Source organism: Pseudomonas sp. UBT, assembly GCF_050915955.1.
Lineage (GTDB): Bacteria > Pseudomonadota > Gammaproteobacteria > Pseudomonadales > Pseudomonadaceae > Aquipseudomonas > Aquipseudomonas antarctica_A.
The window spans coordinates 536,992-563,316 of record NZ_CP168081.1 but is presented as its reverse complement, the minus strand read 5'-3'; the positions used below and the strand labels follow the sequence as shown (position 1 = coordinate 563,316).

Here is a 26,325-nt window from a genome sequence, read left to right as displayed (position 1 = left end):
AGGTCGGTAAGCCAGGATAGGAGCTGTTCACGCTGACCAGGGCCATGCTCTTGGCAAATCTCGGAAAATTGTCAAATGCTGGCGCCAGACTAATAGGCAACGCTGGCGTCAGCCACAACACTACTGGCAGGGGCTACAACGGTTCAACGGGGCGCAGACGATACTGCGGAGGTAGTTGCTCAAAACCGCTAATGGTCGTATCCAAGCTTTTCCATCGACCGTCCTTAATGCCATAGATGCAGCCGTGGATTGAGAGGCTCTGCCCCCTATGCCAAGCGTTTTGAACGATGCTGGTGTGACCTACGTTGGCTACTTGCTGGATCACATTTAGCTCGCACAAGCGGTCAACCTGTTCCTCCTCGGTGGCCAGCGTGGCGAGCTCCTCGCGCTTCTCGTAGTAGAGATCGCGAATCGAACGTAGCCAGCCATCAATCAGGCCAAACTGCCGATCCTGCATCGAGGCGCGCACGCCGCCACAACCATAATGGCCGGTAACCAGGATGTGTTTAACCTTGAGCACGTCGACCGCGTACTGGATAACTGACAGGCAGTTGAGGTCAGTATGCAGCACCACGTTGGCCACGTTGCGGTGCACGAACAGGTCACCCGGCAACATACCGACGATCTCGTTGGCCGGCACACGCGCATCGGAGCAGCCGATCCACAGGTATTCCGGGGTTTGCTGGCGAGCGAGCTTGGCAAAAAAATCCGGATCTTCTTTGGTGATCGCGTCTGCCCAGCGCTCGTTGTTATCAATCAGATCTTGTAATTCGTTCATATCATCAAGCCTCTTGAATGATGCAGTGCTATGACAGGCAGGCATCGATTTGGGTCACGCACCTGGACGCTTCCCCGTTATCCAAATAGCGCTCACTTCACACATGACGCGAGCTCGCGATAATTAAACATGGTTCCTTTCAGACGTTGAAAATGTCGGCGAACGCGGAAAACTTATACAGTTATTTTATATTGTACAATAATTACAGCGCACGCTTTCGCCCCAGAGATTCCGATTCGAGGATGTCCCTCCCTATTGGTGATCTCCGACCTTGAGGTTTTGCTTGATGAATTCACATCGCCGGCTATGCCTTGTCTTGGGTGACCAACTATCGTTCGACCTCGCCTCTTTGCAGGGACTAAACAAAGCGAATGATACGGTGCTGCTCGTTGAAGTAATGGAAGAGGCCAGCCACGTACCCCACCATCCGCAGAAGATCGCCCTGATCTTCAGTGCCATGCGCCATTTCGCTGAAGCTCTCCGGCAGCGTGGTATCAGCGTTGAATACGTCGCTCTAGATGACCCGCAAAACAGTGGGTCGGTGCCGCGCGAACTTCAGCGTTGGCAGTCAATAATCCAGCCTGACGAAATACACCTCACGGAGTGCGGTGACTGGCGCCTGGAGCAATCAATCAGAGATTGTGACTTAGCAATACAATGGCATTCCGACAGTCGTTTTTTGTGTACGCGCGAGGAGTTCTCAGGCTGGGCGAACGGTAAAAAACAGCTGCGCATGGAATTCTTCTACCGCGAAATGCGGCGTAAGGGCGGGCTACTACTTAACGGCGATGGCAGCCCGGTTGGCGGCGCATGGAATTTTGATGCGGAAAATCGCAAGGCGTTACCCAAGGGAGTAAGGCCTCCTTCTCCCGCTCGATTTGCTCCGGATGCGATCACCCAGGATGTTCTGAAGCTGGTAGCCAAACACTTCAGCAATCACTACGGCACTCTCGATACGTTCGACTACCCGGTAACCCACGCCGATGCTCAGACACTGTGGGATTACTTTCTCGACTGGGGCTTGGCGGCCTTCGGGGACTACCAGGACGCCATGGCCAGCGACGAGCCGTTTCTGTTCCATGCGCGTATCAGCGCTGCGCTTAATATCGGGTTACTGGATCTTCGCCAGCTCTGCAGCGATGTGGAGTCTGCGTACTGGTCAGGCAGCGTTGCTCTCAATGCAGCCGAGGGTTTCATCCGTCAATTGATCGGCTGGCGTGAATACGTCCGAGGTGTCTACTGGCTGAAGATGCCGGACTATGCCAATGGCAATGTGTTCGGTAACACCAGGTCGCTACCAGAATTTTATTGGACTGGTGAAACGCAGATGAACTGCATGCGCCAAGCGATAGGTCAGAGCCTTGAGCACGCTTACGCTCATCACATTCAAAGGCTCATGGTGACCGGAAATTTCGCCCTGCTCGCAGGCATAGCGCCAACCCAGATATGTGAGTGGTATCTAGCGATCTACATGGACGCGTTTGACTGGGTCGAGTTGCCGAACACACTGGGCATGGTCATGCATGCCGATGGAGGATATCTCGGCTCCAAGCCCTACTGTGCAAGCGGTCAGTACATCAAGCGCATGTCTAACTATTGCGGTGGGTGTTCCTACAAGGTGAGCGAAAGCACCACTGATAACGCTTGCCCCTTCAACTCTCTCTACTGGCACTTCGTGATGCGTCACAGTGACCGACTACGTGGCAATCACCGCATGGGCATGATTTACAAAAACCTAGACCGCATGACGGAAGCCAAGCAAGAGGCACTTTGGCAACGTGGCCAGTCGCTGCTAGCAAAATTAGATGATGGTGGGTCATTTTGAAAAAGACTGAGCTTCCAGTCAAAACCTGCGCGACCTGCGGGCTACCGTTTACGTGGCGGAAGAAGTGGGCTCACTGCTGGGAGGAAGTGCGCTACTGCTCTGAGCGCTGCCGGCGCAGTAAAAACTGAATCGAATCACTTGGCAGTCAAGCAAAACAAGGTATATGCGTCCGATGTCCTCCATACTTCTGATTAAATCGCTCTAGGAAGGCCAGCGCAAAGCGCGTCTTGCACTGAGCCTGGCTCCTTTGTGAGATTGCGTCAGCACCGATAACGCTGGCGTTGATGCAGCTCACGTCATCAAAGCACAAGAATGAAAGTCAGGGTTGGGCGGTGGCCCTTTCAATTCGATACAAGGCAACGAAGAGTCAAAGAGGTCTCATCATTTAAAAACGATAAATGATGAACGAGCATAACCGCCATCGACATGGAGATGGCGGATACCTAGCCTGTTGGCTGTCAGCTCTGAGGAGCACCTTGGTCAACCAAGGCGCGCCAAGTCTTATAGCTCGGACGCTCTTGCATTCTTGCGTACCAAGCGCACAACGCTTCACATTCTTCTGGAACTGGCAGCTTCACTAGCGACGCGAAGATCATCCCGCCGATGACTGCGATGTCCGCCATCGAGAACTTATCGCCAGCAACATAAGGCTGTTGCTGGAGGAGCTTGTCGAAGTAACGCATGCCTCGGGTCGCTTTTTCTCCCATTTTCGCGCCCCATTCGGCGTTCTGGTAAAGCTCGACCTTCGGCCCAAGCCCAGGCGTTGCATGGTGAAAATAAACACTGACTGCGTCTAGGAGTTCGATTTCCGCACGCTTAGTCATCATGTGGATCAGACCTTTCTCGAGCGGCGTTTCCCCAGTCAAGGTCGGATTACCATCCAAACTATCCAAATATTGGGTAATTGCGGTGCATTCAGCGATCCGTGCCCCCTCCTTCAACTCAAGCACCGGAAGAGTGCCGGAATAGTTGATCGCCAAAAATTCAGGCTCTTTGTGCTCCCCAGTCCAGAGATTCACTGAGACGAACTCAATCTTCGGCAACATGCCTTTTTCGGCGAGTGCGATGCGGACTCGGGCTGGGTATGGGCCATCAAACCAGTCATAGATTTTCATTGGAGAGATGGTCGAGACGTCAGCGTGTGGTTGTGAAGTAATCATGAATCAATACCTGCCTGTCAGTTGGTAGGTTTAGATTGCGCCTGAAATTCTTTACCGTCAACGCCCTACCTGTCAATTGGCAGGTAGGAGCAGAAAGAGTACGATCAGCGGCATATTCGGTGGAATTCAAATTGGGATGGTGTGACGTGAGCGAGAATGCTCGAGAGCGAATCCTGGCAGCGGCTAAAGCGGCGGCCCAGTTGCACGGTTACGGGGGAATTAACTTCCGGAGCATTGCTGAGGAGGTAGGTATCAAGAATGCGAGTATTTACTACCATTTCCAAAGCAAAGCTGATCTCGGCGCAGCTGTAGCGGAACGGTATTGGCAGGAAACGAAGGAGGTGCTCAGTGACCTCCGGCTTTCCTATACTGACCCGAAGCGGTGTCTGCAGCTCTACCCATCGATTTTCCGTAAATCCCTGGAGAACAGGAATAGGTTGTGCCTCTCGAGCTTCATGGCCGCCGAGTTCGAAGACCTCCCTGATCAAGTATCCAAGGAAGTTAAGGCATTCGCAGACGTGAACGTAAAGTGGCTTGCAGACGTTCTCGCTGACATCAAATGGGGTGATGCTGAAAGTCGTGAACGACGTGCTCTTGCGATCTACACCGCAGTGGCGGGCGCGCAGCTCATAGCTCGAACCAGGGAGGATATCAATCTGTTCGACGATTTGATTTCAAGCTATCAGGAAGCAGGGTTAATTCCCGCTTAAATAGCAGTTGTAAGAGCTAAGAAGTCTCCTCGTCCCTGGAAAGCCCCGCCTGAAAGAACTGCTTCAGCGCCAGCAAATACATGATTTGATCTACGTATGAATATGACAAGGAGTCGAGCTCCCTTTCTGGCTGTTTCATCAGGGGCTGGTCATCAATTTTAATAAAGAGTCAGCTACCAGTTCCCTTCATATGGAGGAAGAAGTGGGCACGCTGCTGGGGAGATGTACGTTACTGCTCGGAGCGCTGCCGACGCAGTGAACTAGCTAAACGCTGAGCCAAAAAAGGGCAATCAAAGGCCCTTTTGTACTCAAACCAAGATCACTTTGTCAGCCAAGACTCGACAGTTGCAGAGCCATGCTCTGCTTTCCACTCTTTCAGAGTCCGATGGTTGCTACCCTTGGTCTCGACCATTTCGCCGGTGTGCGGGTTTTTATAAACCTTTACCTAACGCGGCTTAAGAGTGCCTGCTTTGGAATCGACGGCTGGAGCGCGACGGCCCGCTTGTGGGTCAAGCAGGTTGATGACGTCTTTTAGGGTGTAGCTGTACTCACCCAGCTGTGTTGGGCTGCGCCGATGGCGCTGAATGTATGATCAAATAACTTCAATCAGAACTTATAATTGAAGAGCTGCTCGAGACCAAGCCCCTCTTGGGGAATCCAATCGCCTTTTCCCCATAGTGCTGCTATCTCACCACTCAGAGTTGGAAGCCATCTCTCAGCCCTGACGACGTGGAAGTCCGTTACTGAGACCCCTTCCCTGCGGCGCCCGATGGCTAAAAGGCGTTCATATAGGAAGATGCACGGGGTGACCTGCTGGGCATTTCTCTGGTTGAACAGCAGGGGGATATCAACACCTTCTGGATCAAGATCCCCAAAGTATTCAGCAATAACCGCCCCTCTTTCCCGCATCACCTCGGCCAACGCTAGGCCGGATGCGCAAATAGTTTTTCCGTTCCCATAAACTACAGCGCTATACAACTTCGCTGATTCATTCCACTCACCTAGGCTCCAGAATGTATGGTGATTTTCCACCAGGAGGACTGGCAATCCTTCTGCATCAGCAGGTCTATATGCCAACGGGTGCTCTACGCGCTTGGTACCAATCACGCTTAACGGCAGCCGTCCGCTAAACAAAGCGCCATCCCGCACCCTGGAATCCAGATATTTCTCGTCACCAAAGATCTCCAATGACCGTTCGCGCAGCGGAACCACCATGTATCTGCCCCTGCGTCGAATTATCCACTCGTTGATTTTGAGAGCGGTTACGAGCTCCGACGCAGAAAGGCTAGTCCAGAACCCCATTTCAGGAGCCCAGGCCACCTTTGAAAAATCAAAGTCGCTTACCTTTTTAGGCTCTCGAATCAGTGTGATGAACGTAGGCATAGGCGGATTTCCAAGCCGCTCATAGCTTTGCTTTGCCGGCAGCTTGAGAAGACCTTCCTGCTCACCTTGACGAAGTGCATCAAGTAGCAATCTGTCTCGATCATGTGTCTGAAGCTGCTCTGGAAAGCAGTCAAGCCAGGTCGAGCGCAGCACCTTGAGGTCGAGTCGCTTCTGTGGGCTGAGCATCAGCCTTCCGAAGAACAGCTGGCTCATGCTTCGGCGACCTCATCTACAAATGTGGCTTTAACCATTTCAATGTGAGTGCGATGGGAGCTTTTCTGCATACCGGCCTTGCGCAGCCTCAGCACACGGCGGAAACCTTCAATAATGTTCGGGTCGGCATTCGCGGTCAGGCAGATGAGCTGGATCTTCAGGCTTTGGGCTAGTATCCGCTGAGCATCGATCAACGCACGTGTTTGCACGTTCGCGAATGGATTATCCAGAAGCAATGGGCCACCTCCTCCTCTCATGGCTTTGGCTGCCGTATCGACACGCAAGTGGCTAACCAACATGTAGAGGAACATGGCGATCACGGTACCTTGCCCGCCCGACTTCTTCATATTGTTCACTGGCTGATACTGGAACTCGGTGTTCTGTTCCATTTTGAGGATCTGCAGACCGAAGGTCTGACGAGGGGTGAAAAGGAGTAGGCACTGCGTGATGATCTCAGACCCTGTTTCCGGGATGAGGGTGGTTTCGATTAGGCGGTTGAGGTACTGGGCAATATCGCTTTTACGTTGGTCAGTCGACATGCCATGTAAGTTACTCGACATTTTCAGGATCGAGCGACCACTTACGTAAGGCGTGCCAATTGGCATCGTGATCGACATTGCGTGCTTGAGCAAAGAGGTCGCTGATGCCACCTGGTTGTAGATCTCAGTAACGCATCGCTCGAAATCAGGAACCATGCCATCTAGTGTCCCCTGCAAGGCAGAAACTCGATCAGCGATCATGTCCGAGATGTGTTCATTATCGGCGCAAGCACGATCAAGATCCTCAGATGCGAACATCTCGGCAATCTGACCTTCGGCAGCTCGAAACTCGGACGTTCCTGCAATCCTGATCACGGCCTGGTATGCGTTGCTAGCCGCTGCGCGAAGCCGCGACACCTCACCTTCACGTGCGCGGAGTTTACGGATGATGTCAGTGACTATTTCACCAATATCATCTGAGAGCTCCACGTCTTGAGTCGCTAGATTTTTGCGGTCGAACGTAGCTTCGAGGTTCTTGAGATTGGAATGGAGATCTTTCAGCGACTGGCGTTGCTTGGCGGCTTTTACCTTCTGGATGCCAATTTGCTCAAGGGCTGTCTCGCGCTCGGCTTTTTTTTCCTCATAGAAGTCGAGGCGATTGCTGGCAGCAATGCACAGATCGTCGTCCGCCAAGACTAACATCTCATCAGAAGGTTCGATTTGCTCGCGCTCTCGCCAATATTCCTTGATCGCTGCTTTGGCATCGGAATGGATTGACTGCTTTTCTTGCCGGGTTTTAGCAAGTTCAGTGAGCTTGGCTAGCTGGTTACCAATTTCACTTTCCAGATCCAGTTGCATGAGGGTTTTGACGATCTCACCGTCAACATCCGAGTATTCCTGGCGATAATTTTTTTCTGCTTTTTCCAGATCCTGGCGCTTAGCATTGAACAGATGTCCGATAAGGCCAAGGCGCTCCTTTTCCTCCACGAATAGCAAAGCCATTGCTTCGGCATACCTTGAACGTAGTGATTCAAGGCTGTGCACCTGGGAATCGGCTGAAGTTTCAAATTCAGGGTCGTATCGCCCAACCTGGTCGTGCTCTGTTCGGAGAAAAACCAAGCCCGGCTTAAGATTGCTCTCCTGTTTTGAGAGTTCGCTGACCTCTATAGTTTTTTCGGTCTTCGTGCCATCAAGATCACGAATCTGGTGATCTATTTGAGAGAGCTTGGCTAGAATTTCTCTCAGAGAAACCTGAGCTTCCTGGGCCGGCCCCTGCCAATTATCCAGGTAGTTGAGAAGCTGCTTCTTTCCACCGTCAAGGGCGGAGATTGCAATAGGCAACTGCTCTACTTTAGGCGTGATGGCTGCAATGGACTGTTCAAAATCTGTAATCTGAGCAGAGATGTTGTCGATTAACTCCACAGTCAAAGCAGCCTGCTCTTTAAGCCTGTCCAGCTCGTTTTCAGCACTTACCACCTGCTGGTGCGAGTAACTCACCTGGAAGGCCCTCAATTCGCTCAGCACCGCCTGAGCGAGGTTATCCCGCTCTACAAACTCGTCACGCTCGTTGCTCACCTGAGCAATGCTGGCCTCAAACGTGGCCAGAGCCACCTGAGCAGCCTCACGGTTAAATGCCGAGTCATTGATAGGACGAAGAACAACTCGCTCTGAATCAGCGCTCGTCGGCGTCAGTGAGGCAATGGCCAAGGTGACTGGTGTGGAGAGCTCCAGGTTAAACTCAGGCAGCAGACTCATTGCCCTATCCCACTCAACCGATGCGACGTTCACGCCGAGGTACCGGCTTGGGTCGGAAAGCACCAATGCCCTGGCTTCGTCTGCATCGTGACGAAGATCAGCCACGTAAGTGTTCGCAGCCCTGGCAGAGCGAACACCTGCTCTGGAAAGAGCCTCAACTACCTGCTCAACGTCAGTGTTTTTACCAGATAGGCCCGTCTGGATGATTGACTCACGCTCACGTTCCAATTGATCCAGGCGAATATCTTTTTTCGATATCTCAGACCGGGTTTGCTCGATAAGCTTTTGAACATCGCCGACCAGAACCAGAGATCGTGGATCGCAGGCGCCTTGAACCATATCTATCAGTAGCGGATTCATTTGCAATTTCTCAATCGCAAGCTCATGTCCGCTAAGGTATTTTTTAAGTGAGTCTTGGCCATTATTGGCACTGCTGAGCGTTTGATTTGCCTGCAAAGAGGCATGGCGTAGCTCATTGAGAGCAGTCGTCATTTCGGAATGGCTAGCCTTAAGCTCTTTGAGTAGAGCCTCCTGTTCCTCAATGTTATTAGTAAACCGATCAAGGGCGGCGCTGACATCGATGTCGGTAGGCAGCAATAACTGGCCGGAAATTAGACCGTCGTAGATTTTCTGAGCCGCATCGATTTTCCCCTTGAGAACTCCTTGCTGCTCTTTCAGATCGCCAGAGGTCTTATTCAGCTCTTTAAAGGCCTGGTCGATCTCTGTGATGTGTACTTGCGCAGCATCACGCTTCAGCACCAACTGCCCTATGGTGTCGCTCAGCCTTCCAATTTCTTGCTCCAGTTTGTAACGAAGCAAGGAACCATTCCTGGAGCATTCTTCCTCAAGGGGTTTGAGCTCCTGAGTAATGGCCTCCCTCTTGACTTCCAGATCACGAAGACTGGCGGTGATGGCGTCGATCTCCCTAAGCGCCAGACCGGCCCTGAGGCCTTTCAGGTGAAGCTCACCGTGCTTGCTTACCATGATGACTTGGTTCAAGTCTTGAGAAGCAGCCTCCTCGTCCCGCTTCAGAATAAGGCCAGTGATTGCGACATAATCGGAATGCGCCGTGCTGCCATCTTGAAGGAGTTTGGTTGCAAGCGTTTCAAGGTCTTCAATGGACTCACTGCTATTTCTGACCTCCGTTTCCGTCACAACCAGCTTGCTTCGAATAGCAGCAGTAACGTTCACCGCCTGTTGCTCGATGTTTTTTAGCGCTTCAGTAGCACCCACCAGTTGAAGGGCTGTGCCGCTGAACGGCCCCATTACTTGCTGCAGGTGGCCAAACTGACGAAGTTTTTCCTCCAGGCGTGGCTTTGACTTCAGATTATCCACCGCCTGCCCGACCATATTCCGCAGCTCAGCAGTCTGATCCTTGCTCATGGACAGATTCAGGAGTTTCGACACAAGGTCGCTTTCAGTATTGAATGAAAGAAAGCCTTCAGAGCTACCGCCCTCACGGCTGTTGAAAGCCACCTGCATTTTCAAAAGTTCAAGGTCGATCATCCTGCGATCTTCCAGATGAGACATCCATTCGTCCTGACGATGAGTGACGTAGAAGTCTCCGCCACTTAGGCGTGACGACTGCTGCACCCAACCAAGAAATTCCGGCATAGTTTTGACGGGGGCAATGGAGATATCTGGGACAGGAAGATCCTCCCACCTCAGTCCGGAATTGGCTTCAAAAGTGAAAAAGCGACGATCAACCTCAGATGCACGATCTGCGTGCTCTTTCACCACAACCGACTGACCAATGATGAGCGGATATTCTGCGCCACCAACCGTCTTGGCCGGCATGATGGCCTCTATGATCAGAAAGGATGGTCTACCATCACGAGCGAAATAGTCGCGAAAGGAGTGCGTCTTCGACTGAAGATACTGGAGCCAACGATCCTGCCTGGGATCAAAGCAGCTGAAAATATAGGAGAGCAAGGAGGTCTTCCCGCCTCCATTTTCAAGATTGACACAGGCATCGCCGGGTGCGTTTGTGTCCGGATCGCAAAAGTCGAACGTGGTTTGTTCATACCAGCCAGTCGGGGCGCCAAAGTGATCGACGTAGATTCGAGAAATGCGCATGAATTCAACCCTCGACCTTAGAGGCTGCAGCCTCGACTACGGCCTTGAATAATGTAGGGAGTGTCAGCTCGCGAAGCTGAATTCGCAGCTGGTGAGTCGGCGTAAACGAGGTTTGCTCGTCGATGTCTTCTCGGCCCTCTTTTCGAACCAATCCATACTCGAGCATGCGGTTCAGGCAGACCGTGATAATTCCTTCGATAGAGCTAAGTGAAGCCCTTTCAGAATTCGGAATCTTCACTGGCAAGCTCAGCATGTACTCCCATCCGGAGCGGTTTTCCTCCGCTGCGTAACTATCACCCTCGGCATTCTTCGCCAGGCCTTTGGCGACACTCAAAAGCTTGTCCCGGACGATCCCCAATGTCGCAGGAAATGGGGTACGCCCCTCATCGTCAAGGAAGTCGGATGTTGGGTAGAACACAGCCCCAATCGCCAAGTGGGCGAGCAACATGGCTACCTTTTGCTCTTCCGACATTTTGCTGCGGAAATCAGACATCCGGATTGAGAAACGACTGTCTTTACCCGATGGTGCTATTACTAAGCCCCGGTCGCTGATATCAAGCACAATCAGTGACATGCCTTCAGCAACACCTTGTACTGTCTCTGCGAAATCACGCTCAGCCCGGCATCGGGCTAAGAGCTGCCGGTAGACAGGATCGTTGTGGGGGCTGCTGTGGATCGCCATTGCCTTGTAGACCAGCGTGGCTGCATCCTGAAAGCTGTTACTCATCGCTCGTCTCCTGATTTGCAGCGGCCTGTTCGAATCGAAGGTTGTCACCAAACACAACTGAGCTTTCAAATTCACCGTCAATAATGGCGTGGCGATTCTTGTATCTGGATTCGCTGTCAGCAAATGCCCGATATAGCTCAAAAGCGACAGCTTTTTGCTCCATGAATGTCAGCCCATCGTCCTTGGCCTGATCAAGAATCTGCCCTAAGTGCAAAATGTCCGAGCCGTGCATTTTTGGATCTAACCAACGGTGGACTTTGGCGATCATTTCCTTAGGGAATGGCATGGGGATTTCCAGGAATTCCTCGAATTCACTTGATTCATCCTCCGATTCGCCGGGCAGTTCGCTATTTCGCCGTTCAAGGAACAAATGAAACAGGTTCGAGAGATCTGGAACCATTAGATTGACCGCAGGGTAAAGGCTAAGCAGAACCGTATCTGCAAAGGCAGCAATCTCACCTGTAGGTCGACCCATCAGATCAGGAAGGATGCTGTACTCGAGATCCGGAAGGCCGGATGCGCGGCGGGCTCTGAAGCCACTGACTTGTCCATCGAGAAAATCCTGCCCCGCCCCACCAATTTCAGTCAGAAGCTTCATGCGCTGAAGATTCGCAGCATCTAGTTTGCCATGCAGCCTGGAAAGTGGAGCCCTTGCCTCAGGGTTATCCAACTCCCTTATCTTCTCGGTCAATGATTCTTTCATTGAAAAGTCAATGGTCTGGCGCTCCTCAACATGCTTACGAGCATTATTGAGGGTTGGCTGGATGTCGGTGCTCCATTTCACAGAGCCTGGCGACCTGGCAGCCTGTCGGACATAATCGCGGATCATCTGGCGATGCTCCACTGAAAGCGAGAGTGCCCGGTTGGCCAGGTCATAGGCCTGCTCGAAACGCCCGTTTTCCATTAGGTAAACAAGCATTTTCTCGATGAGCACTTGATAGTCCTCAACCTCCAGGTCAAGCATTCCCATCAACACGAGGTAGCCTTCTCTTGTCGGGCTGTACCGGTAGTTTTGATCGAGATCTGGCTCGAAACGAATCAGCCTAAAGTTGAGAAATTTCGTTTCCCCGGAGGGCGCATGGAAATAGCTTTCCCTGTGCTCAATGTACTTTTTCGACTTGTTGCTTAGGGCATCCAATACGATATCGGCAATTCGACCCCGGCTCTCTTCATCGAGGGTGCGCTGCATAGATCCGGCAAGCATCTTCAAGTGATCACGCACCTCGCCCAGGGTGTAGCCCTGCTGTATGGCCGACCCTTCCATCATAAAATACAAGGCAGCTAAGCACAGGTAATTGGTATCAATGCTTTCGAGCAGATACGACCCGTCGTCGCGGGTGTGCATGAGCTTATTGAAGTCGAGCTTGAGGATGGGCCTGATAAGCAACAGGTTGCGCTGATGTGACGTTAGATCGAGCAGAGCGCCGTAGCCGGAGGCGAAATAATCATCCATTATGGATTCCGATGTATTACCAAGCGTTCTGGTCGGTGGTAAGGCTGGAATAATGTCGAATCATTTTGATTTGATGTCGACATGTTAGCCGCAAGCGCTGAACCACCGCAACCCAGACATGACAAGCGAAAGCGTTGATGCCCCAAGATTTCTCAGATCACTCGCAATCTCAGCAGGAACGGCTGGCCTTCATTGAGCTGAACCTATGGTTCCTCGGAGAGGTAAGGCGACAAAGTCTCGTCAGGCGATTTCAGATCAAGACCGCCTCGGCCACTCGAGATCTAGCACTGTATGCAATGCTCGCGCCCTGCAACATGGCTTACGACACAGGCACTAAGACCTACTTCATTTCGGACGGATTTTCGCCGCTTTACGAGTTCAGTACGGATCGCGTGCTGACCTGGTTGAGTCAGGGGTTCGCGGATGGAGTGCCAAGCATCGTGCTTGGAGGCGCTTTAGCAACCCTTCAGTCTGTACGTATCGACCAGCCGAATTTGACTACTCTAGGCGTCGTTACGCGAGCAATTTCCCAGCGACTTCCGCTGAAAATGAGCTACGAATCATTGAACGGATCGAGTGAGCGCGTGATCGTGCCCCATACGCTGGTTGATAATGGTCTGCGATGGCACGTAAGAGGGTTTGATAGGAAATCTGGGGAGTTCCGGGATTTCGTCATAACCCGCATCATAAATCCTGTCATAGATCAAGTCGGGTCTACCCTAGCGCACGAGTCCGGCAACAATGACATCGAATGTGTTGGTACGGTGGTGCTGGAGCTAGTCCCCCACCCTGATCAACCTAGGCCTGAAGTGACAATACTTGACTACGGGATGGTCGATGACCTGATCAAAATTAAAGTCCCGAGGCTAATCGCTGGCTATACCCTCAGGCAGTGGAGTGTTGATTGCTCACCACATCATAGTCTCCGGGGGCATGAGTTCAGACTGTGGCTACGGAATACTGATGTTTTGGATGGAGTCAGCAACGCGTTGCTCGCGCCCGGATACATTCGAAAATGAGGGGTTAAAAACTCGCTCCACTGGAACCGCCAATGCTCGGAATTACCGAGTACCAACGAATCTGGAGACCCTCGGGCGTCATAAACCGTAGATAGCGAAAGAGAGTCGTGATATCTGGGGTTCTGGTTGGTATTCCTTGATCGATGACAGAAGTTTCTCCTCCATCTGAGCTAAGCCGGGCCCGCCGCCCCGAAGCAGCGACATTAAAAACTGGACTGTTCCCGGCACCATAGACAGCTCCAGTCCATACCGGCGGCCCGCAGGCGATCTGATCGCGCGACGAATTTCTTTCGACACGATATCTATCCGTCTTCCTTTCGCGGGCCCTACGGTTGTTGCCGTTCGATCAACAGCTGCAGGATGAGTTGTGATTTCAGCGCGCACCACGATCTCGGTAAGTGGCTATTTATTCCTTACCGTCTCCCAGAATGGCCCAGAGATATATTTGAGAAAAAACCACCACGCATAGACTATGGATTCTGAATAGAACTGGCCGTCATCAATTAATCCATGGGCGAAAGTGTTTCGGAGGTTTGGCCCATATGGGCTACAAAAGAGAGCTTTGATCTCAAAAGCTACTTCTTCACTCAGCAGCTCAGTGACACCTTCGACATCCATCAGAGTACTCAGCCCGTTTTCAGTGACGATGCCATCGGCATTGGATGTTGATGTGTTAAGGCCGGCCTCCGTCATCCGATGACGAATAATCGCCTCAAGCTGAGGAATGAGAAAATGGGCAGCTATGCCGAAGTCACCCGCAAAGCCCCAGTACAAGCCTTTGCCAATCATCTGAGCACGATTCGGTGGGACGAGTGACGAGACTTTGGCAAGCTCGACCATATCGATCTCTTTGACACAATGCTCTTGCGAAATAATTGCGAGCGCCGGGAGGATTCCACTTCGTACCGTCAACTTGATCGTGTGCTGATGATTACTGACCATCTGCGCCTGGATCGTATGCTCATCAGATTCAGACAGCTCGGCACCAAAGGAAAGCGGAGGACGCCTTGCAATGACCCTTCCGGTGCCATCGTAAAAAACGGCACCTGTCAGCGAGCTTACTATTCCAGTTCGCAATGTCCGGAGGGCGGATTCCCGCGTCTGGCTAACCGAGCAAAACGGATAAAACTTGGTGAGTCTGTACACCGCCGCGCCGATGGACTGATCTTGAATCAGTGCCCTGGTACGAGCTACCAGTTCAGTTATATCTGTGCGGGTGGAGACCGTCGCCATTTGCTCCACCGCACGGGAGCCGGTCTCTGCAATACGTCTGCGAAGATTGGGTAGTACCTCTTCAACTTGGAGCTCAATGCGAAAAGCCCCAGGTAGGGAGCGATATACCTGAAGGGCATTTTCCAAGGCGTTCTGCGCGACAATCGGGTGCGTCTGCTCACCTCTCATCTCAGCCTCTGACGCCCAGGTTTCAGCAACAGCTACTGTCATTTTCGCAGCTAGAAGGGCGCGATGAGACAATGCGTATCCTCTGGATGCAGTTTCATAGCATGCGCGAGCTTTGAATATGTCATTCTTCTCGGCAAAGGAGCGGCCAAGCTCAGCCATCATTTCAGGTAACTCGGGAGCGTCGGGATGGTCGAGGCCAAACTCCATTACAGTTTGAACGAGGCCGACGACGAACCCAAGTTCCTGTTCAATGGCTCGTCTGATTGCATCCATGACCATCGCAGTGATGACCGAAAGGCGATCTCCTCCCCCCGTCCTTATTTGTTTAGCTAGTGTGAGAGCCCGATGAAGACACTCCCTGCCTTCCTGGTACCAGTAGTCATCATTTATAGGTACTGACGCGTAGCCGTCGATTGCAGCCAGCGCGTGGCGAATGTGCCTGAGGCCTGGCGTAATCCATAGTAAGTCCGAAACCCTCGCCTTTAAGAGCCCATTGGGTAAGTCGTCAACCACATCTCGGAAGAATTCGAACTCTTCGATCGCTAAGGTTGCCGGCGTCATCGAATGCTGGTTTCCCATGACCAGATAAGGTCTGAATGGCTCGTTGTGATTGGACACATCCAGCATCAGTGAGCAGAGATCCGCCATCAGCCACCATACCCTCGCCTCTTCGAATGCCTCCCTCGCCGAGGCGGCTTTTGCAAGACCGCTTAGAGCTTCGGATAGAGCTGAATAGGTCGGCTCGATCTCGCAGGTAGCGAGCTCTAACTCAGCTTGTCGAAATGCGTCGACACGTAAAGCGGTGACTGCAGGAAAACGAGCGCTATGCTCCGACACGGAATTGTCTCTTCAGGCCAAGGGAGCGTGTTTTTTACGTTGATCCATATTTAAAAGCAAAGGCTGTGAAGGTCGCCCAGCCTCCCGCGTTGAGGTCAACCAAGGTTGCTTCCATTTCAGCTGTAAGAGTCATGGGCCGCACTCAGCCCCCCCGCAAGCGGAGCGCGCAGGCTGGTACAGCCGAAGGCGTGAAGGATGGAAGCCCGTAGGGCTGGGACACGGCGGAGCGCGGGGCCCGGTTCACGACAGCCTGGCCGCGCACAGCGGCACGCTCCCCGGAGAAAGCTACATCAGATCTAACGGTGTAGTTCGATATTGCGGTTGTGGGCCGAACAAAGCGTGGTAACCCACTTTCCTCCGACGAGCCCGCCAAGCGCCCCGCACATCTCACAAGTTTTCAGCGAAAGCCCCACAGCCAAATCAACTGCTCCACGGCAGTACGCATCACCACCGTCATAAAAGAAATGAAGCTCGCCAAATTTCGATTTGATCTGGGCGACAGTCACCGGCATGACATCAGGATGCCGTGTTAGATGCGACTGTAAGGTGTGGCAAAGGGACAAAAGAAGATCGCGCCAACCTGGATCGCAGTAGATCTCATCCACTATAGGATCCGAGAAAAGCTGCGGATAACGCGCTCTGAACTCTTCAATCTCGATTTCAGGTAGAGCCTGGCCGTTCGAGGGAATATCGTTCATGTTCAGCTCAGCAAGGTAGCTCTGGTTGCGGTTCAGCCGTTTTTAGATAATTCAACAGACTCTCGCTCCCACCATCTCGGCGAAATGTGACGAGCACGTATCTGCCGCCCGCCTCATCTGATAAGACCCAATAACCCCCCTCCTTCTGCGCCATTACCACAACACCGGTTTGAATAATGTGGCCGTCTTCAAACCTTCCGTGAGCCTCGTCGCCTTGATGTCCGAATACGACTCCAACACATGTCCGGGACTTGATGAAGGCTTCAGTGATATATGCAGTCACCGGCTGATCGAAGCCTTGAGAAACTGCTCCCGCTATGCACTGGAGATCAAAGTCAGAATGCTGTTTGCTGTGAAAATCTACATCGATGGAGCCGGGCATTAAGTGTCCTTACCAGATGGACTGACCACTGCTATACGCGATCAGAAAAAAGAGAAAATCGTTTTGAGACTAGCCGTTTGGCGTCGACCGGGGCCGACTAACACATACACGGTGCTCTTCGTCTCAGCCAGGATGCTACCGTCGAACGATTTGCACATACTCGACCGCACCCAATCACCAGGCTGAAAGCGACCACAGCTATCTTCTATTACTCGATGGGCAAAGACCACTAATGGGAGATGCCCCGCCGCGTGAATCTTGGCCAGATCATCCGCAGATACGTCTGCCTGGAAAAGAGTCCACTGCTCGACCAAGCAATAAGCTTTCCTCGGAAAGCGCCCAGACACAAGTGCGCGAGCCTCGTCCAAACTCAGTGATGCGCCTTCAATAAAGGTATGGTCATCATTCAACAGCTCGTTACCATCCGCGCTAGCCATTCACGCTGCTCCTCTGACCAGTCAGTGCACGCCTTGCCCAGCGCTACGATCGTAAAGGGTTCGCATATTGGTCAATGTCTTCACATCCAGGCTGGAACGATACGAGTCGTGGTAAATCGCGCCACCGTCAACTGTCGCTACACAGACGGCGTCACCATCTGAATCTTGCCCCAGGGCCAAGCTCTCGACCTTCTCCATCCGCCAAGCGTCGCCACCATTCATGTTGGCTGGGGTGACAATCTGAATCTCTTTGACGAAGACCTCATCGTCTTGTGACTGGAGCACTTGCTGAAGCTTGGGTTCGTCATTGACCATCAGCTCAAACTCTTGCGCCCTGCCCCTCACTATCATTTTTACGGTGAGGTGGAACCAGTGCTTCCTGAGCATCCTGGAAACTGCATGCCAGTGCGCAAGGCCCTGCCCGAAAACTCCTGGGACGCCAGCCAAATCATTATCGTCTGTTCTAAACATCGGTTTCTCGTTGAATCCATCGCGACGGCGATGCATTGAGGGTTGAGGGCAAGGGTCAGTGCACTACGGTGCAACCATCACGAGATGGCTGACGCTAAGGTTGGTCGTGACTGGCGAATAATACACTATATTGACGTTTATTCGTGCGGGTCAATTGTGGCTATATCCTGAGTTTTGGGCAAGTCATGGAATTGAGAACCGCATTTGCAGGGGTGCTTCGTGCGCTCCGCGCAGTACGACATGCCCGGTATGCCGACGTCTCGGACGCCACCCACCGGCGTAAGGTAAGTGCTCTGGAGAATGCTGAAACGAGCATCACACTCGAGAAATTTGCAGAGCTGGCTGAGTCGCTTGAAATGAGTCCAGTGGCGATGCTTACCTTGTGCATTGCTCGCCAAGAGGGAAAGCAGCCTCTTGAAGTGATCCGTGGATCTGCAATCGAGGTTTCAAATTTCCATACCGCTGGAGGAATGGAAGCGCTCAGCGAGCAATTTGACGGGGATGGCTCGCTTATAAAGCGAGGTCGGGGTAAGCCATTGAATGCTGAGAATGAGAGAGCCGTGCTAGATCTCAAGGCGGTCGGCGCGACTCAGCAGCAGGCCGCAGCACAGTTGGGATTAGCATTGTCGTCTGTACGAGAGTACTGGAAAAAAAACAGGGAATGATCCAGCTAGAACTGGATACCAATCAAATACGTCTACGCATAAATATGCCTAATTTTTCCTTTGCTACTAGCGATTTTTCGTAAACGCTCGGTTAACCCAAACTAAGGCACTCATCTGATCCACGAGCCTGTGCTCCCCATATTTCCGAAGCCAAATCTGATGATGCGACTAGACGCGAGAGTCGAGAAAGTCCAGCCCTGCCCACGGGCCCTGGAATTTTAAAAAGCCTTATACGATCCGGCTTCTCAGGTCGAGTTTGATGTATGCATGGGTTCGCCATGCTTCAGAACGGCAGCCGTTGTCGACCGCGTTTGCAAAATACGAAGTCTTGCTGCCCGAAACTGAACCCCACAACTGCATCCCTGCATACGTCGCCCAATTTTCACGAGATGTCTTCACACCGCTATTGCATTGCATTGCAACGGGCCCGTCGCGGCTTTATCCCCACAACGTCGGAATAGTTTTACTGTGCGCCAACTCGCGACCTTACTCCTTGGAGATCAGTGATTTCTTCACGAAAACCCATACCTAACTAACGACATATAGACTGCAAGAAAAATGTCTTTATCGTCGACGTGCAAAATTTTAAATAGCTCTCGGCGGCGCAAATCCATTCGCGAATGCAATCGCGCTATCGATTCTTCGATGCAGCTGAGCGCAAGTAGTACGTATAGGGTCATAAAGATAACCGAGGTTCCATAAGCTTAAGTCGTAAAAAGCCTTCATAAGGTTGTTGGTTAAAATGGTTACCTTGGTTGCTGGAAGTTTCCGAATGGTACGGAAAGGGCCCAAGGAGTCAAAATCCAGCCGGGTTACCGCCTGTGGCGGGATGACTAAAGCCGCCTGCTTCTTCAAATCCCGTCGAAATGCTTGCCAGAGCCAGAAACGATTAGGGTACTTCAAGTCTATCAAGGTCGGTTTAGAAAAACTATCACATCCCTCCCTGAATCCTAGCGTGTAATTCAAGATCTTCCACGAAACTATATCTACATGTAAAGCGACGACAAAATGATAGTTTGATCGGCTACCGGTGCGATGTAACACACATCCCGGTATCCAATAAACAGTCGTTATCATATGCATCATAAATCATCCGAGTTGTTTGAGGTATGTCTATATGAGTAAGATTAAGGTGCGGCGTTTCATAAAGTTTAAGTTCCGAAAAAAGCAATCTAAATACTCCCGGCCGATCATGCAGTATTGACCATATTATGTGCGTGTTCCATGGGGAAAAGTAATTTTCGCGGAGAGTCTTGAATGCCTGTTTACTGGTAATCCAACCCAAAATAATCGCGCTAAAATAAAGAGCGTACAATCGTGCCAAGCAAGTACTTCGATAGATTTCATTGTAAAAATCGCCATGAATCCCGAGACCTGCGAAAGGGTCGCTGCCACCCCAATGTGCGAATGCTATTTTGGGATAGCCGTGATGAAACGCGGGAATCATCATTGCCCTCATTAGAGTCAGCACGAACATTTGCACACCAAAGCTATGGCCAGATTTGGATGCCATCTTCGTTAGCTTATCCAATTTCTGTTGAGCCTTCAGAGCCAAGGAATATGTCATCGCTCCAGCACCACGAATCAAATCGCAATTCTCCTTGAACTGATGATCATCCCAGTAGGATACAAATGCCTGAATTGTGTAATCGTCATGATCTATAAAGAAAATTGAAGAGTCATGAAGCGGCGTACCATGAAACTCGCACAGAGGCTTGGTCAAATAACACCACTGAACCTTGCTAACCGGAGTGCCAATCTTTTGAAAAGACTCGATAAAGCATTGCGAGCAAAACGCCCTTCTGAATTGCGTCGGTATGGTGGGTTGACTCAATTTAGGAAACCGTTTATTCAACCAGGGTTGAGAAATGTTAAATGCCCGCTTGAAGGATTCAACCAATCCGTTTTCGGTCAAGATGTCGTGATCTGCGAACCGTCCCCCCCGAAGTCCTATTTGATCACGGTCTATGATGTCGTCTTCCAGCGAGCTGAATTGCATATAAGACATGATGGGGATGTGGGCCGTTGAGTTTACTCTCCACATCCAAGATGATAGGGTTTCGTCTGCTAGCGGTTCAGGAACTGCATAAATCTTTGGGTTCACTCTTTCTACTCTTCACTTGAAAGGCCTTGACTAGCCGCTATATCATTGACAACTTAATTAGTGGCTAGGTCTATCAGACCGCACTCACCCATTGAGGATCCATTATTTGTAGTGAAGCTTCCCGTGCGAATTAATCTTTAGAAGAAAGCAATATATTCAATTTCGTGACGAAGATCTGACAGATTGTCAAAAAAATCATAAATCAAAAGCGTGCCATCACTGATCGTTTTACTGCTAAAATCCAGATGTGCTTTTAGAAGTTCCGAGCAGTACACTGTTTCGCAGACGTCCATGATACGTTCAATCGGCAGATCTTGATCGAGCGCGCTAAATTGAGACAGGCAGAGCGGTTGAACTTCTGTCTCGTACTGCTGATTGCACCAGTCATAAAATCCTTGAACAACGGTCTTCACATTGACTGCTGGAATTATCCCAGTGACCGGGATCACCATGTTAGTAATTCCCGTCACCTTTGAGTAACGCTGAAGTAGCTTTCTATTTCTCGTAGACATAATGATTTTATATTGACCAAGGCTTCGCGCAAGTTCACGGAGCTGGTCAAAAATCACCTCTTCCATACCGTTCTGATTAGAAATAATATCCAGATCATCGAAAATGATTATTTTTCTGGCAGCCTGACGGCATTCAATCAAGCTTTTAGGCACGCGCTTGTGGGTGCGGAAGTTGCTGAAAGGAAAGATTGCGTGGAGTACTTGACCTATCATGTTGAGACTCGATGAGTAAATGCGCGGCTTCACAACGATTACCTCGTCATGGAATTTTAAAGAAAACTCTTCGAGTATCGAGCTAATTCCTGCACCTGCAGTTCCCCGCAACATTACAAAAATGGCGTCGTCAACTTTGGCTATGCTATCCAAAGCTTCATAAACCTCGGTGCGTTCCGGCCAGCGATGCTGGAAGCCGTGGAGGCCTTCCAGAACCACGCGGGCAATCTGGCGCTTTTTACTTAATGACAGATTTTTCTTCATCTAATCTTTACTGATCCTCTTTCTCTGATGGCATCTCTGCGCCACGCAGTGCGTAGTTAAAGCTCGCCATGATGTCGTCAATGTTATCGAGGTGGCGGTGATTGATATGTTCGGTGCCGTCAATGATGCTCGCCATTGCAGATGCTTGCAGGATCTTCACAACATTATCGGTGATACCTTGCCCCTTGTTCATAATTTTCAGGAATAACATCTGATCCTGAAAGTTAGTTTTGTTCTTCAGCGGCAAATGGTGGATATAGCTCGACACGAAATTTCGAAACTCCGGCCCATTTTCCCACCCGTTAAGGGCCACTACAGGATACCGACGTTCAAGCTGGGGATCCTGGCGGAGCACACGCGCAGCTGCCGGCACTCCGAAAGCAAACACTGAGAGGCCGTAGGTGGAGCCTGACAGATTTTTCAGGAGCGACAGGTTGATGCGCTGCTGAAGCTCGGTCAATGTGAGTGCATCATGAATCTCGTCAATAACAATAGCGCGAATGTTTCCAGTCCTAATGATGTATTGAAGCTCAGGAGTAATGTTATGGCCTTGTCGTGCCCTTCGCCCTACCCCCAAACCTAGTTCGCTCAGAAAAAGATCCTTGAGTGAGTAGCCATTAGGGCTTTGGTGCATGGTCACGAAAATCATTTTGTTTTCGTTTGTGGCATTCCTGGCCTTCATCTCACCAATCAAAGCGGTTTTGCCTCCACCACCTGGAGCAGTAACAAGCATACTCGGAGCGTTAATCTTGTTACGCATCTTCATTGCCATTTCCATTCTTAGTATGATTTTCTGAGCACTAGGGTGGTGCACCCAGAAGTCATTGGAACAGGTAATTAGACGAACATCGTCTGGCTCATCGAAATGGAAGTGAGATGCAGGGTGTACGTGAGAGTAATCTGTCATGGTAGTCCATAAAGGCATGAGCGCATAATCCCTCCGAAACAGATGTCCAAATAAAAGACAACGAAAAACTCGAACTATGCGCTCATATTTCCTGTAAGATAGTTTTTAATTCAGTTGCTATCGTAAAAAGTCGGAGGTTGGTTGTAGTCAACATCTCCGTTTTTCTTGAAGAACCCGCCGATATCAAAAACATTAGATGTTTTAGATGACTTGCCAGTGCTGTTGATCTTGCCGGTGTTGCCAGGGTTTCTGGTTGCGTTCGGGGTAGTACGATTCAGAGCGCTGTAGTCTTCTGAATTTTTGCCGTGTAAGGCTGCTTGCTTCCTATAGTCAGCTTTTCCTTTTTGCGCCTTCCTCTTACGTTTCTCCTGAGTGGTTAATTTCACTTCCTTATTTTTCTGCTTTGTAATTTCACCGTAAGACTGCGCACCTTCTTTCGTCATGGTGCCATCCCGCTCTCCCTTCTGCTGACGTTGCCAGCGGTACATCTCATAGTCCGAACTCCTACTGAAATTATTGCGCACGCAAGAAATTCTCTCAAAGATTTCGCCAAGCTTTACATAAATGAAGCTCAAATCGTACGGATCATACTTAACTGTGACTTTGTCTCGAACTCTGTCCTTAAGTAAGTGCCCGTAATAAAACCTGCGAAAAATCTCAATACCTCCTGGCACTACTTTTTTATTGGGGACTTCAGGGTAAAAACGGTATTTGAAGTCTTCGTACTGAGAGGGGTTCAAAAGCCGAGTGTTCGTCTTTTTAGAAAAGTGCCCATCCCAAGCTTGTGCCGGAGTCGTGTTTAGCTCCGAATGTTTCGTCTGGTGGTAGGCATGTAATGTATAAACCAGTATTCGGCGCAGCCCGTTTAATCCAATCGCGGACTTCTTGTTACTCTTCAGATGTTTGCCCTGCTGAGCATTGGAACCTGTGGTGCCCGGCAGCGGATGGATCGTGTTGATCATCAACTTGCCAATCAGACTTTCAATGTGGCCACCTTGATGTTTTTCGGGAATATCCCGGTGCTCAACGTCAATACCAAAATCCTTGGCGTTAAGGACGAACACGTCAGAGATGAACTCCTTAGCATTATCGGTGTGGATGACTTCCGCCAGCCCGTAGTAGGGAAGCAGGTGCTCAGGAAGTCCTAGGCTTTGCAGAAATCCCACTTTGGGCAAGGCGCAGTTTTCCATCAGCATTGCAACAGATACAGCGCTTGGCGGAAGCAATGAGACGTAAAATCCCAGTATCACACGTGTATGCAGATCGACCGCTAAACTGATATAAGGACGTCCCAAGACAACAGTTCTGTCGTCCTCGTCCACCACCATAAGATCGACAACCGTATGATCGATCTGCACCCATTCCAACGGCCTTTTAGTAGCTTTATAACCGGGTTTTGCCCCATACCGTTGCTTTGTTTGGTCTCCCGTGTGAGTCATCTTGTAAAGGAGCGACTCTGTTTTGGCTTTGATCCAAGTCGAGACGGTATGATAACTCGGCCTAAGCGTCCGCCTATTGTCGGCTTGGGTTTGACAATGTCTCCATATCGCGGCGATGTTCTTGTGGGCAGGGTAGTGCTCTTCGAACATCTCCTCTATCAGCTTCAGTGTCTCAGGATCTGTCACTGTGAGACCTAGCTTTCTTCCCGCTACATCCGATACCAGTGCCCTGTAGCTTTCAGCTCCCGCCATGTATTTAAGTAGTTTGTAAAAGCGAGACTTCTTGATGCACAAAATCTCCATAGCTACGTCAGCACTAATTCTTCCCATCAAATGATCTTTGAGGACTTCGTACCGCCTAACTGCCTCTTCGTGCCGTTTTATTTCAGCGAAAGTACTTGTTGAATCCAACTTCACATTAGAAGCCTCCAAAACGTGTCTAGCAACATCCTGAATTTACCATTCCTATAACATATGGTCAGATCCAAGGTCTTACACTTTTAACAAAGTAACAGCCATATTTTAGAGCGACCATTTTTTTGATTTTTAAAGAGCGGTTGTAACTGTCCGGCTATTGGATGCCGAGCAGTAAACCCAAATCTATTTTAAAGGTCAATAGTGCCTCTAGGCACCGACAATATATGTAAATTAAAATTTTTTCTTATTTTTCTTAGCGCACTAAATCGCTGAAAGCCCCAGATAATGGGCACTTCAGAATTTTCGTATATGTTTTATTCCTAACATCCATCCGCAACTTTATGGATATATTGACAGCCGATTAGGACTTCCAGTTAGTCATTTGAGCTCAATAATATTGTTTTGCGCAAAAAACCATCTAAAATTTAGATGCAAAAAAATTGAAATGCTATGACGACCCAGCTGCTGAATAATTTATGGATATATTGCCACTTTCTTCTTAGTTTATTTGGCGATCGGGGCTAAATAATTTATGAGTATTGACGGCAGGTTGGGCTTACTGGCGGGTGCGGAGACGCAGGAAAGGTGGGGACGCCGGTTAACCAGGCTTACGCAGGACGCTGAAGCGTGGTTCGAATCAACGACTGGAAATTCACGAATTGTGCTTATATAAATGAACGGAAAATCATGATTTATTTTGTTTCTTTAATGGAAAAACCGTGAAGGACTCCACTAATTTCCGCAAGCGAAGGGTTTGGGATAGGAATTGCGGGGTTCTAGGGCTTTCCACTCAAATCTCGATTGGCGCACTTATCCTCGGTCGCTTTTCCACAAAAACCCGTTTGCTGAAAAATCAGCACTGTTGGCGCTCAATCCTCACACTTTCCCTTAGGTCGCCCTATCACGAATCTCCATTTCCGTATCTGAAGCTTTGGAGACTGGCTAGCTCTCAGTACGTCTGCTAAACGTAAATGCACCGCTCAAACATTCTAGCGCGCGGGTTCACCAATGACGCGGCCATTCATCCCATTCCCCATTTTTCCTCCCTACAGCCACTGGCGACCTGATAGCGACTCCAATTCCGTTAAAAATCTTCAAGTTTTAGCTCGATTGAGTCGAGTCACTGAGACATGTCAACCCTTCATTAGCACTCGGTACGCATGCCGGTTCGTAAATTGGATCGCTCACAACTGGAGCCCCTTGAACCCTCATACGCAGTACAACATCTGTATCAAAGGTTTGGAAAAAATGCTTAATTGGAGTTTCGCGAATGATGTTTGCTTGCTTGATTGGACTCGCGCCGAATTTGCGAGCTACTCGGAAATTATTCGAAGACCAAGCAGTTTCTGGGTGACTTCTACTACCCAATCACGGTTCTTGTTCGACGCCACCTTGGATTTTCGAGATTGGGCAATCAACCCTAGCTGGAAACCTTTCCAAAAACCCCGTACCAGTGAGTCCCTCGATGAGATTGATGAGAACGTGTGGAAACGTGACTCTAGAGAAACCCCCTTCAAAAGTGGCTTACACTTTCATTAAACCAGGATCCATCCATAAGACTTCTCACTTCTTATCTAGAGCAAAAAGGGGACAGATTTATTTATTCGGACATAATCGAAAAATCAAATAAATCTGTCCCCTTTTCTCTAGCTTCATGTTATTACTGACCGCCCCACAACATTAAACTTTGACTATTCCTCAGACTCGCAATTTAATAAGACACACACACCACCCTCTTTTCCGACGAAACTTATTGGTTTTTTAGTCGCCCCCCCATCAACGGAAATTTCAACCATGAAATTTTGATTTTCAAAGGTCTTCAACTCCTTAATTAGTTGAGAAATAGTTTTTCCACGCGCAATCCAATCTGGGACTTTAGATTCATTCATATCAATCACCTATAAATTTCTTTTCTGTTCATACTAAAGACGCTATGCGTTGTCTTGGCCGGATTCGGCTCCGCATGCTCTAAAACATGCAAAACTCTGTTTCCTTGAACC

At 50.2% G+C, this 26,325-nt stretch carries 22 protein-coding genes and 1 pseudogene; 6 read left to right on the top strand and 17 right to left on the bottom strand.

Annotated features, from left to right (window positions below; translation table 11 throughout):
* Positions 1–133: 133 nt before the first annotated feature.
* A complete protein-coding gene (gene can / locus ACDZ94_RS26885) occupies positions 134–778 on the bottom strand; it encodes a carbonate dehydratase (RefSeq protein ID WP_432751712.1) in 645 nt (214 codons plus the stop codon).
* A 286-nt stretch (positions 779–1,064) separates the two neighbouring features.
* Between can and ACDZ94_RS26880 the strand changes: the two genes are divergently transcribed.
* Both ACDZ94_RS26880 and ACDZ94_RS26875 read left to right on the top strand, forming a co-directional pair.
* Positions 1,065–2,603, top strand: coding sequence for a cryptochrome/photolyase family protein (locus tag ACDZ94_RS26880; protein ID WP_432751711.1), 1,539 nt, complete (start codon positions 1,065–1,067; stop codon positions 2,601–2,603).
* Positions 2,600–2,731 carry a DUF2256 domain-containing protein gene (locus ACDZ94_RS26875; protein WP_432751710.1) on the top strand — a complete coding sequence of 44 codons (132 nt, stop codon included), beginning with the start codon at positions 2,600–2,602 and terminating at the stop codon, positions 2,729–2,731. The genes ACDZ94_RS26880 and ACDZ94_RS26875 overlap by 4 nt, the downstream gene beginning before the upstream one ends.
* 330 nt (positions 2,732–3,061) lie before the next feature.
* On the opposite strand, the gene ACDZ94_RS26870 is transcribed toward ACDZ94_RS26875, so the two are convergent.
* Positions 3,062–3,718, bottom strand: a complete 657-nt coding sequence (locus ACDZ94_RS26870; RefSeq protein ID WP_432751863.1) for a glutathione S-transferase — start codon at positions 3,716–3,718, stop codon at positions 3,062–3,064.
* A 191-nt stretch (positions 3,719–3,909) separates the two neighbouring features.
* On the opposite strand from ACDZ94_RS26870, the gene ACDZ94_RS26865 reads away from it, so the two are divergent.
* Both ACDZ94_RS26865 and ACDZ94_RS26860 read left to right on the top strand, forming a co-directional pair.
* Entirely contained in the window at positions 3,910–4,473 is a 564-nt protein-coding gene (locus ACDZ94_RS26865; protein WP_432751862.1) for a TetR/AcrR family transcriptional regulator, read from the top strand.
* 161 nt (positions 4,474–4,634) lie between these two features.
* Positions 4,635–4,748 carry a DUF2256 domain-containing protein gene (locus ACDZ94_RS26860; protein WP_432751861.1) on the top strand — a complete coding sequence of 38 codons (114 nt, stop codon included), beginning with the start codon at positions 4,635–4,637 and terminating at the stop codon, positions 4,746–4,748.
* A gap of 44 nt (positions 4,749–4,792) precedes the next feature.
* On the opposite strand, the pseudogene ACDZ94_RS26855 reads toward ACDZ94_RS26860, so the two are convergent.
* The 5 genes and pseudogenes from ACDZ94_RS26855 to ACDZ94_RS26835 form a co-directional block, all read right to left on the bottom strand.
* A pseudogene (locus ACDZ94_RS26855) lies at positions 4,793–5,029 on the bottom strand (histone-like nucleoid-structuring protein, MvaT/MvaU family); the annotation flags it as partial.
* A gap of 50 nt (positions 5,030–5,079) precedes the next feature.
* A complete protein-coding gene (locus ACDZ94_RS26850; RefSeq protein WP_432751709.1) occupies positions 5,080–6,069 on the bottom strand; it encodes a hypothetical protein in 990 nt (329 codons plus the stop codon).
* The gene (locus ACDZ94_RS26845) at positions 6,066–10,379 is read right to left on the bottom strand and encodes a hypothetical protein (RefSeq protein WP_432751708.1); all 4,314 of its coding nucleotides are present in this window, start codon (positions 10,377–10,379) and stop codon (positions 6,066–6,068) included. The genes ACDZ94_RS26850 and ACDZ94_RS26845 overlap by 4 nt, the downstream gene beginning before the upstream one ends.
* 4 nt (positions 10,380–10,383) lie before the next feature.
* Complete coding sequence (locus ACDZ94_RS26840) at positions 10,384–11,106, bottom strand: hypothetical protein (RefSeq protein ID WP_432751707.1); 723 nt, start codon at positions 11,104–11,106, stop codon at positions 10,384–10,386.
* Entirely contained in the window at positions 11,099–12,559 is a 1,461-nt protein-coding gene (locus tag ACDZ94_RS26835; RefSeq protein ID WP_432751706.1) for a hypothetical protein, read from the bottom strand. The genes ACDZ94_RS26840 and ACDZ94_RS26835 overlap by 8 nt, the downstream gene beginning before the upstream one ends.
* Positions 12,560–12,696: 137 nt before the next feature.
* On the opposite strand from ACDZ94_RS26835, the gene ACDZ94_RS26830 reads away from it, so the two are divergent.
* Positions 12,697–13,578 carry a WYL domain-containing protein gene (locus ACDZ94_RS26830; protein WP_432751705.1) on the top strand — a complete coding sequence of 294 codons (882 nt, stop codon included), beginning with the start codon at positions 12,697–12,699 and terminating at the stop codon, positions 13,576–13,578.
* A 402-nt stretch (positions 13,579–13,980) separates the two neighbouring features.
* On the opposite strand, the gene ACDZ94_RS26825 is transcribed toward ACDZ94_RS26830, so the two are convergent.
* The 5 genes from ACDZ94_RS26825 to ACDZ94_RS26805 all read right to left on the bottom strand — a co-directional run bounded on the left by ACDZ94_RS26825 (position 13,981) and on the right by ACDZ94_RS26805 (position 17,804).
* Entirely contained in the window at positions 13,981–15,816 is a 1,836-nt protein-coding gene (locus ACDZ94_RS26825) for a DUF4209 domain-containing protein (RefSeq protein WP_432751704.1), read from the bottom strand.
* 296 nt (positions 15,817–16,112) lie between these two features.
* Entirely contained in the window at positions 16,113–16,514 is a 402-nt protein-coding gene (locus ACDZ94_RS26820) for a hypothetical protein (protein ID WP_432751703.1), read from the bottom strand.
* A gap of 7 nt (positions 16,515–16,521) precedes the next feature.
* Positions 16,522–16,896 (bottom strand): hypothetical protein, encoded by a 375-nt coding sequence (locus tag ACDZ94_RS26815; protein ID WP_432751702.1) that lies wholly within the window; start codon positions 16,894–16,896, stop codon positions 16,522–16,524.
* A 41-nt stretch (positions 16,897–16,937) separates the two neighbouring features.
* Positions 16,938–17,333, bottom strand: a complete 396-nt coding sequence (locus ACDZ94_RS26810) for a DUF6957 family protein (RefSeq protein WP_432751701.1) — start codon at positions 17,331–17,333, stop codon at positions 16,938–16,940.
* 21 nt (positions 17,334–17,354) lie between these two features.
* Positions 17,355–17,804, bottom strand: coding sequence for a hypothetical protein (locus ACDZ94_RS26805; RefSeq protein WP_432751700.1), 450 nt, complete (start codon positions 17,802–17,804; stop codon positions 17,355–17,357).
* A gap of 185 nt (positions 17,805–17,989) precedes the next feature.
* Here ACDZ94_RS26805 and ACDZ94_RS26800 point away from each other — a divergent pair, with 185 nt between their 5' ends.
* On the top strand, positions 17,990–18,469 hold the full coding sequence (locus ACDZ94_RS26800; protein ID WP_432751699.1) for an XRE family transcriptional regulator: 480 nt from the start codon (positions 17,990–17,992) through the stop codon (positions 18,467–18,469).
* A gap of 1,024 nt (positions 18,470–19,493) precedes the next feature.
* On the opposite strand, the gene ACDZ94_RS26795 is transcribed toward ACDZ94_RS26800, so the two are convergent.
* The 5 genes from ACDZ94_RS26795 to ACDZ94_RS26775 all read right to left on the bottom strand — a co-directional run bounded on the left by ACDZ94_RS26795 (position 19,494) and on the right by ACDZ94_RS26775 (position 26,214).
* The gene (locus ACDZ94_RS26795; RefSeq protein WP_432751698.1) at positions 19,494–20,573 is read right to left on the bottom strand and encodes a hypothetical protein; all 1,080 of its coding nucleotides are present in this window, start codon (positions 20,571–20,573) and stop codon (positions 19,494–19,496) included.
* Between the two features lie 137 nt (positions 20,574–20,710).
* A complete protein-coding gene (locus ACDZ94_RS26790) occupies positions 20,711–21,562 on the bottom strand; it encodes a hypothetical protein (protein WP_432751697.1) in 852 nt (283 codons plus the stop codon).
* 7 nt (positions 21,563–21,569) lie between these two features.
* A complete protein-coding gene (locus ACDZ94_RS26785) occupies positions 21,570–22,340 on the bottom strand; it encodes a TniB family NTP-binding protein (RefSeq protein ID WP_432751860.1) in 771 nt (256 codons plus the stop codon).
* A gap of 239 nt (positions 22,341–22,579) precedes the next feature.
* Positions 22,580–24,325: a transposase gene (locus tag ACDZ94_RS26780; RefSeq protein ID WP_432751696.1), complete on the bottom strand. Its 1,746-nt coding sequence runs from the start codon at positions 24,323–24,325 to the stop codon at positions 22,580–22,582.
* Between the two features lie 1,691 nt (positions 24,326–26,016).
* Positions 26,017–26,214 (bottom strand): hypothetical protein, encoded by a 198-nt coding sequence (locus ACDZ94_RS26775; protein WP_432751695.1) that lies wholly within the window; start codon positions 26,212–26,214, stop codon positions 26,017–26,019.
* Positions 26,215–26,325: the final 111 nt, after the last annotated feature.

Excerpts from the sequence above, each read along its gene's own strand:
- ACDZ94_RS26850 (WP_432751709.1), bottom strand. The coding sequence starts at position 6,069 with ATGAGCCAGCTGTTCTTCGGAAGGCTGATGCTCAGCCCACAGAAGCGA.
- ACDZ94_RS26785 (WP_432751860.1), bottom strand. The coding sequence starts at position 22,340 with ATGGAAATGGCAATGAAGATGCGTAACAAGATTAACGCTCCGAGTATG.
- ACDZ94_RS26775 (WP_432751695.1), bottom strand. The coding sequence starts at position 26,214 with ATGAATGAATCTAAAGTCCCAGATTGGATTGCGCGTGGAAAAACTATT.
- ACDZ94_RS26820 (WP_432751703.1), bottom strand. The coding sequence starts at position 16,514 with ATGAACGATATTCCCTCGAACGGCCAGGCTCTACCTGAAATCGAGATT.
- ACDZ94_RS26880 (WP_432751711.1), top strand. The coding sequence starts at position 1,065 with ATGAATTCACATCGCCGGCTATGCCTTGTCTTGGGTGACCAACTATCG.
- ACDZ94_RS26835 (WP_432751706.1), bottom strand. The coding sequence starts at position 12,559 with ATGGATGATTATTTCGCCTCCGGCTACGGCGCTCTGCTCGATCTAACG.
- ACDZ94_RS26805 (WP_432751700.1), bottom strand. The coding sequence starts at position 17,804 with ATGTTTAGAACAGACGATAATGATTTGGCTGGCGTCCCAGGAGTTTTC.
- can (WP_432751712.1), bottom strand. The coding sequence starts at position 778 with ATGAACGAATTACAAGATCTGATTGATAACAACGAGCGCTGGGCAGAC.
- ACDZ94_RS26815 (WP_432751702.1), bottom strand. The coding sequence starts at position 16,896 with ATGCCCGGCTCCATCGATGTAGATTTTCACAGCAAACAGCATTCTGAC.
- ACDZ94_RS26810 (WP_432751701.1), bottom strand. The coding sequence starts at position 17,333 with ATGGCTAGCGCGGATGGTAACGAGCTGTTGAATGATGACCATACCTTT.
- ACDZ94_RS26800 (WP_432751699.1), top strand. The coding sequence starts at position 17,990 with ATGGAATTGAGAACCGCATTTGCAGGGGTGCTTCGTGCGCTCCGCGCA.
- ACDZ94_RS26840 (WP_432751707.1), bottom strand. The coding sequence starts at position 11,106 with ATGAGTAACAGCTTTCAGGATGCAGCCACGCTGGTCTACAAGGCAATG.
- ACDZ94_RS26845 (WP_432751708.1), bottom strand. The coding sequence starts at position 10,379 with ATGCGCATTTCTCGAATCTACGTCGATCACTTTGGCGCCCCGACTGGC.
- ACDZ94_RS26830 (WP_432751705.1), top strand. The coding sequence starts at position 12,697 with ATGCCCCAAGATTTCTCAGATCACTCGCAATCTCAGCAGGAACGGCTG.
- ACDZ94_RS26790 (WP_432751697.1), bottom strand. The coding sequence starts at position 21,562 with ATGAAGAAAAATCTGTCATTAAGTAAAAAGCGCCAGATTGCCCGCGTG.
- ACDZ94_RS26870 (WP_432751863.1), bottom strand. The coding sequence starts at position 3,718 with ATGAAAATCTATGACTGGTTTGATGGCCCATACCCAGCCCGAGTCCGC.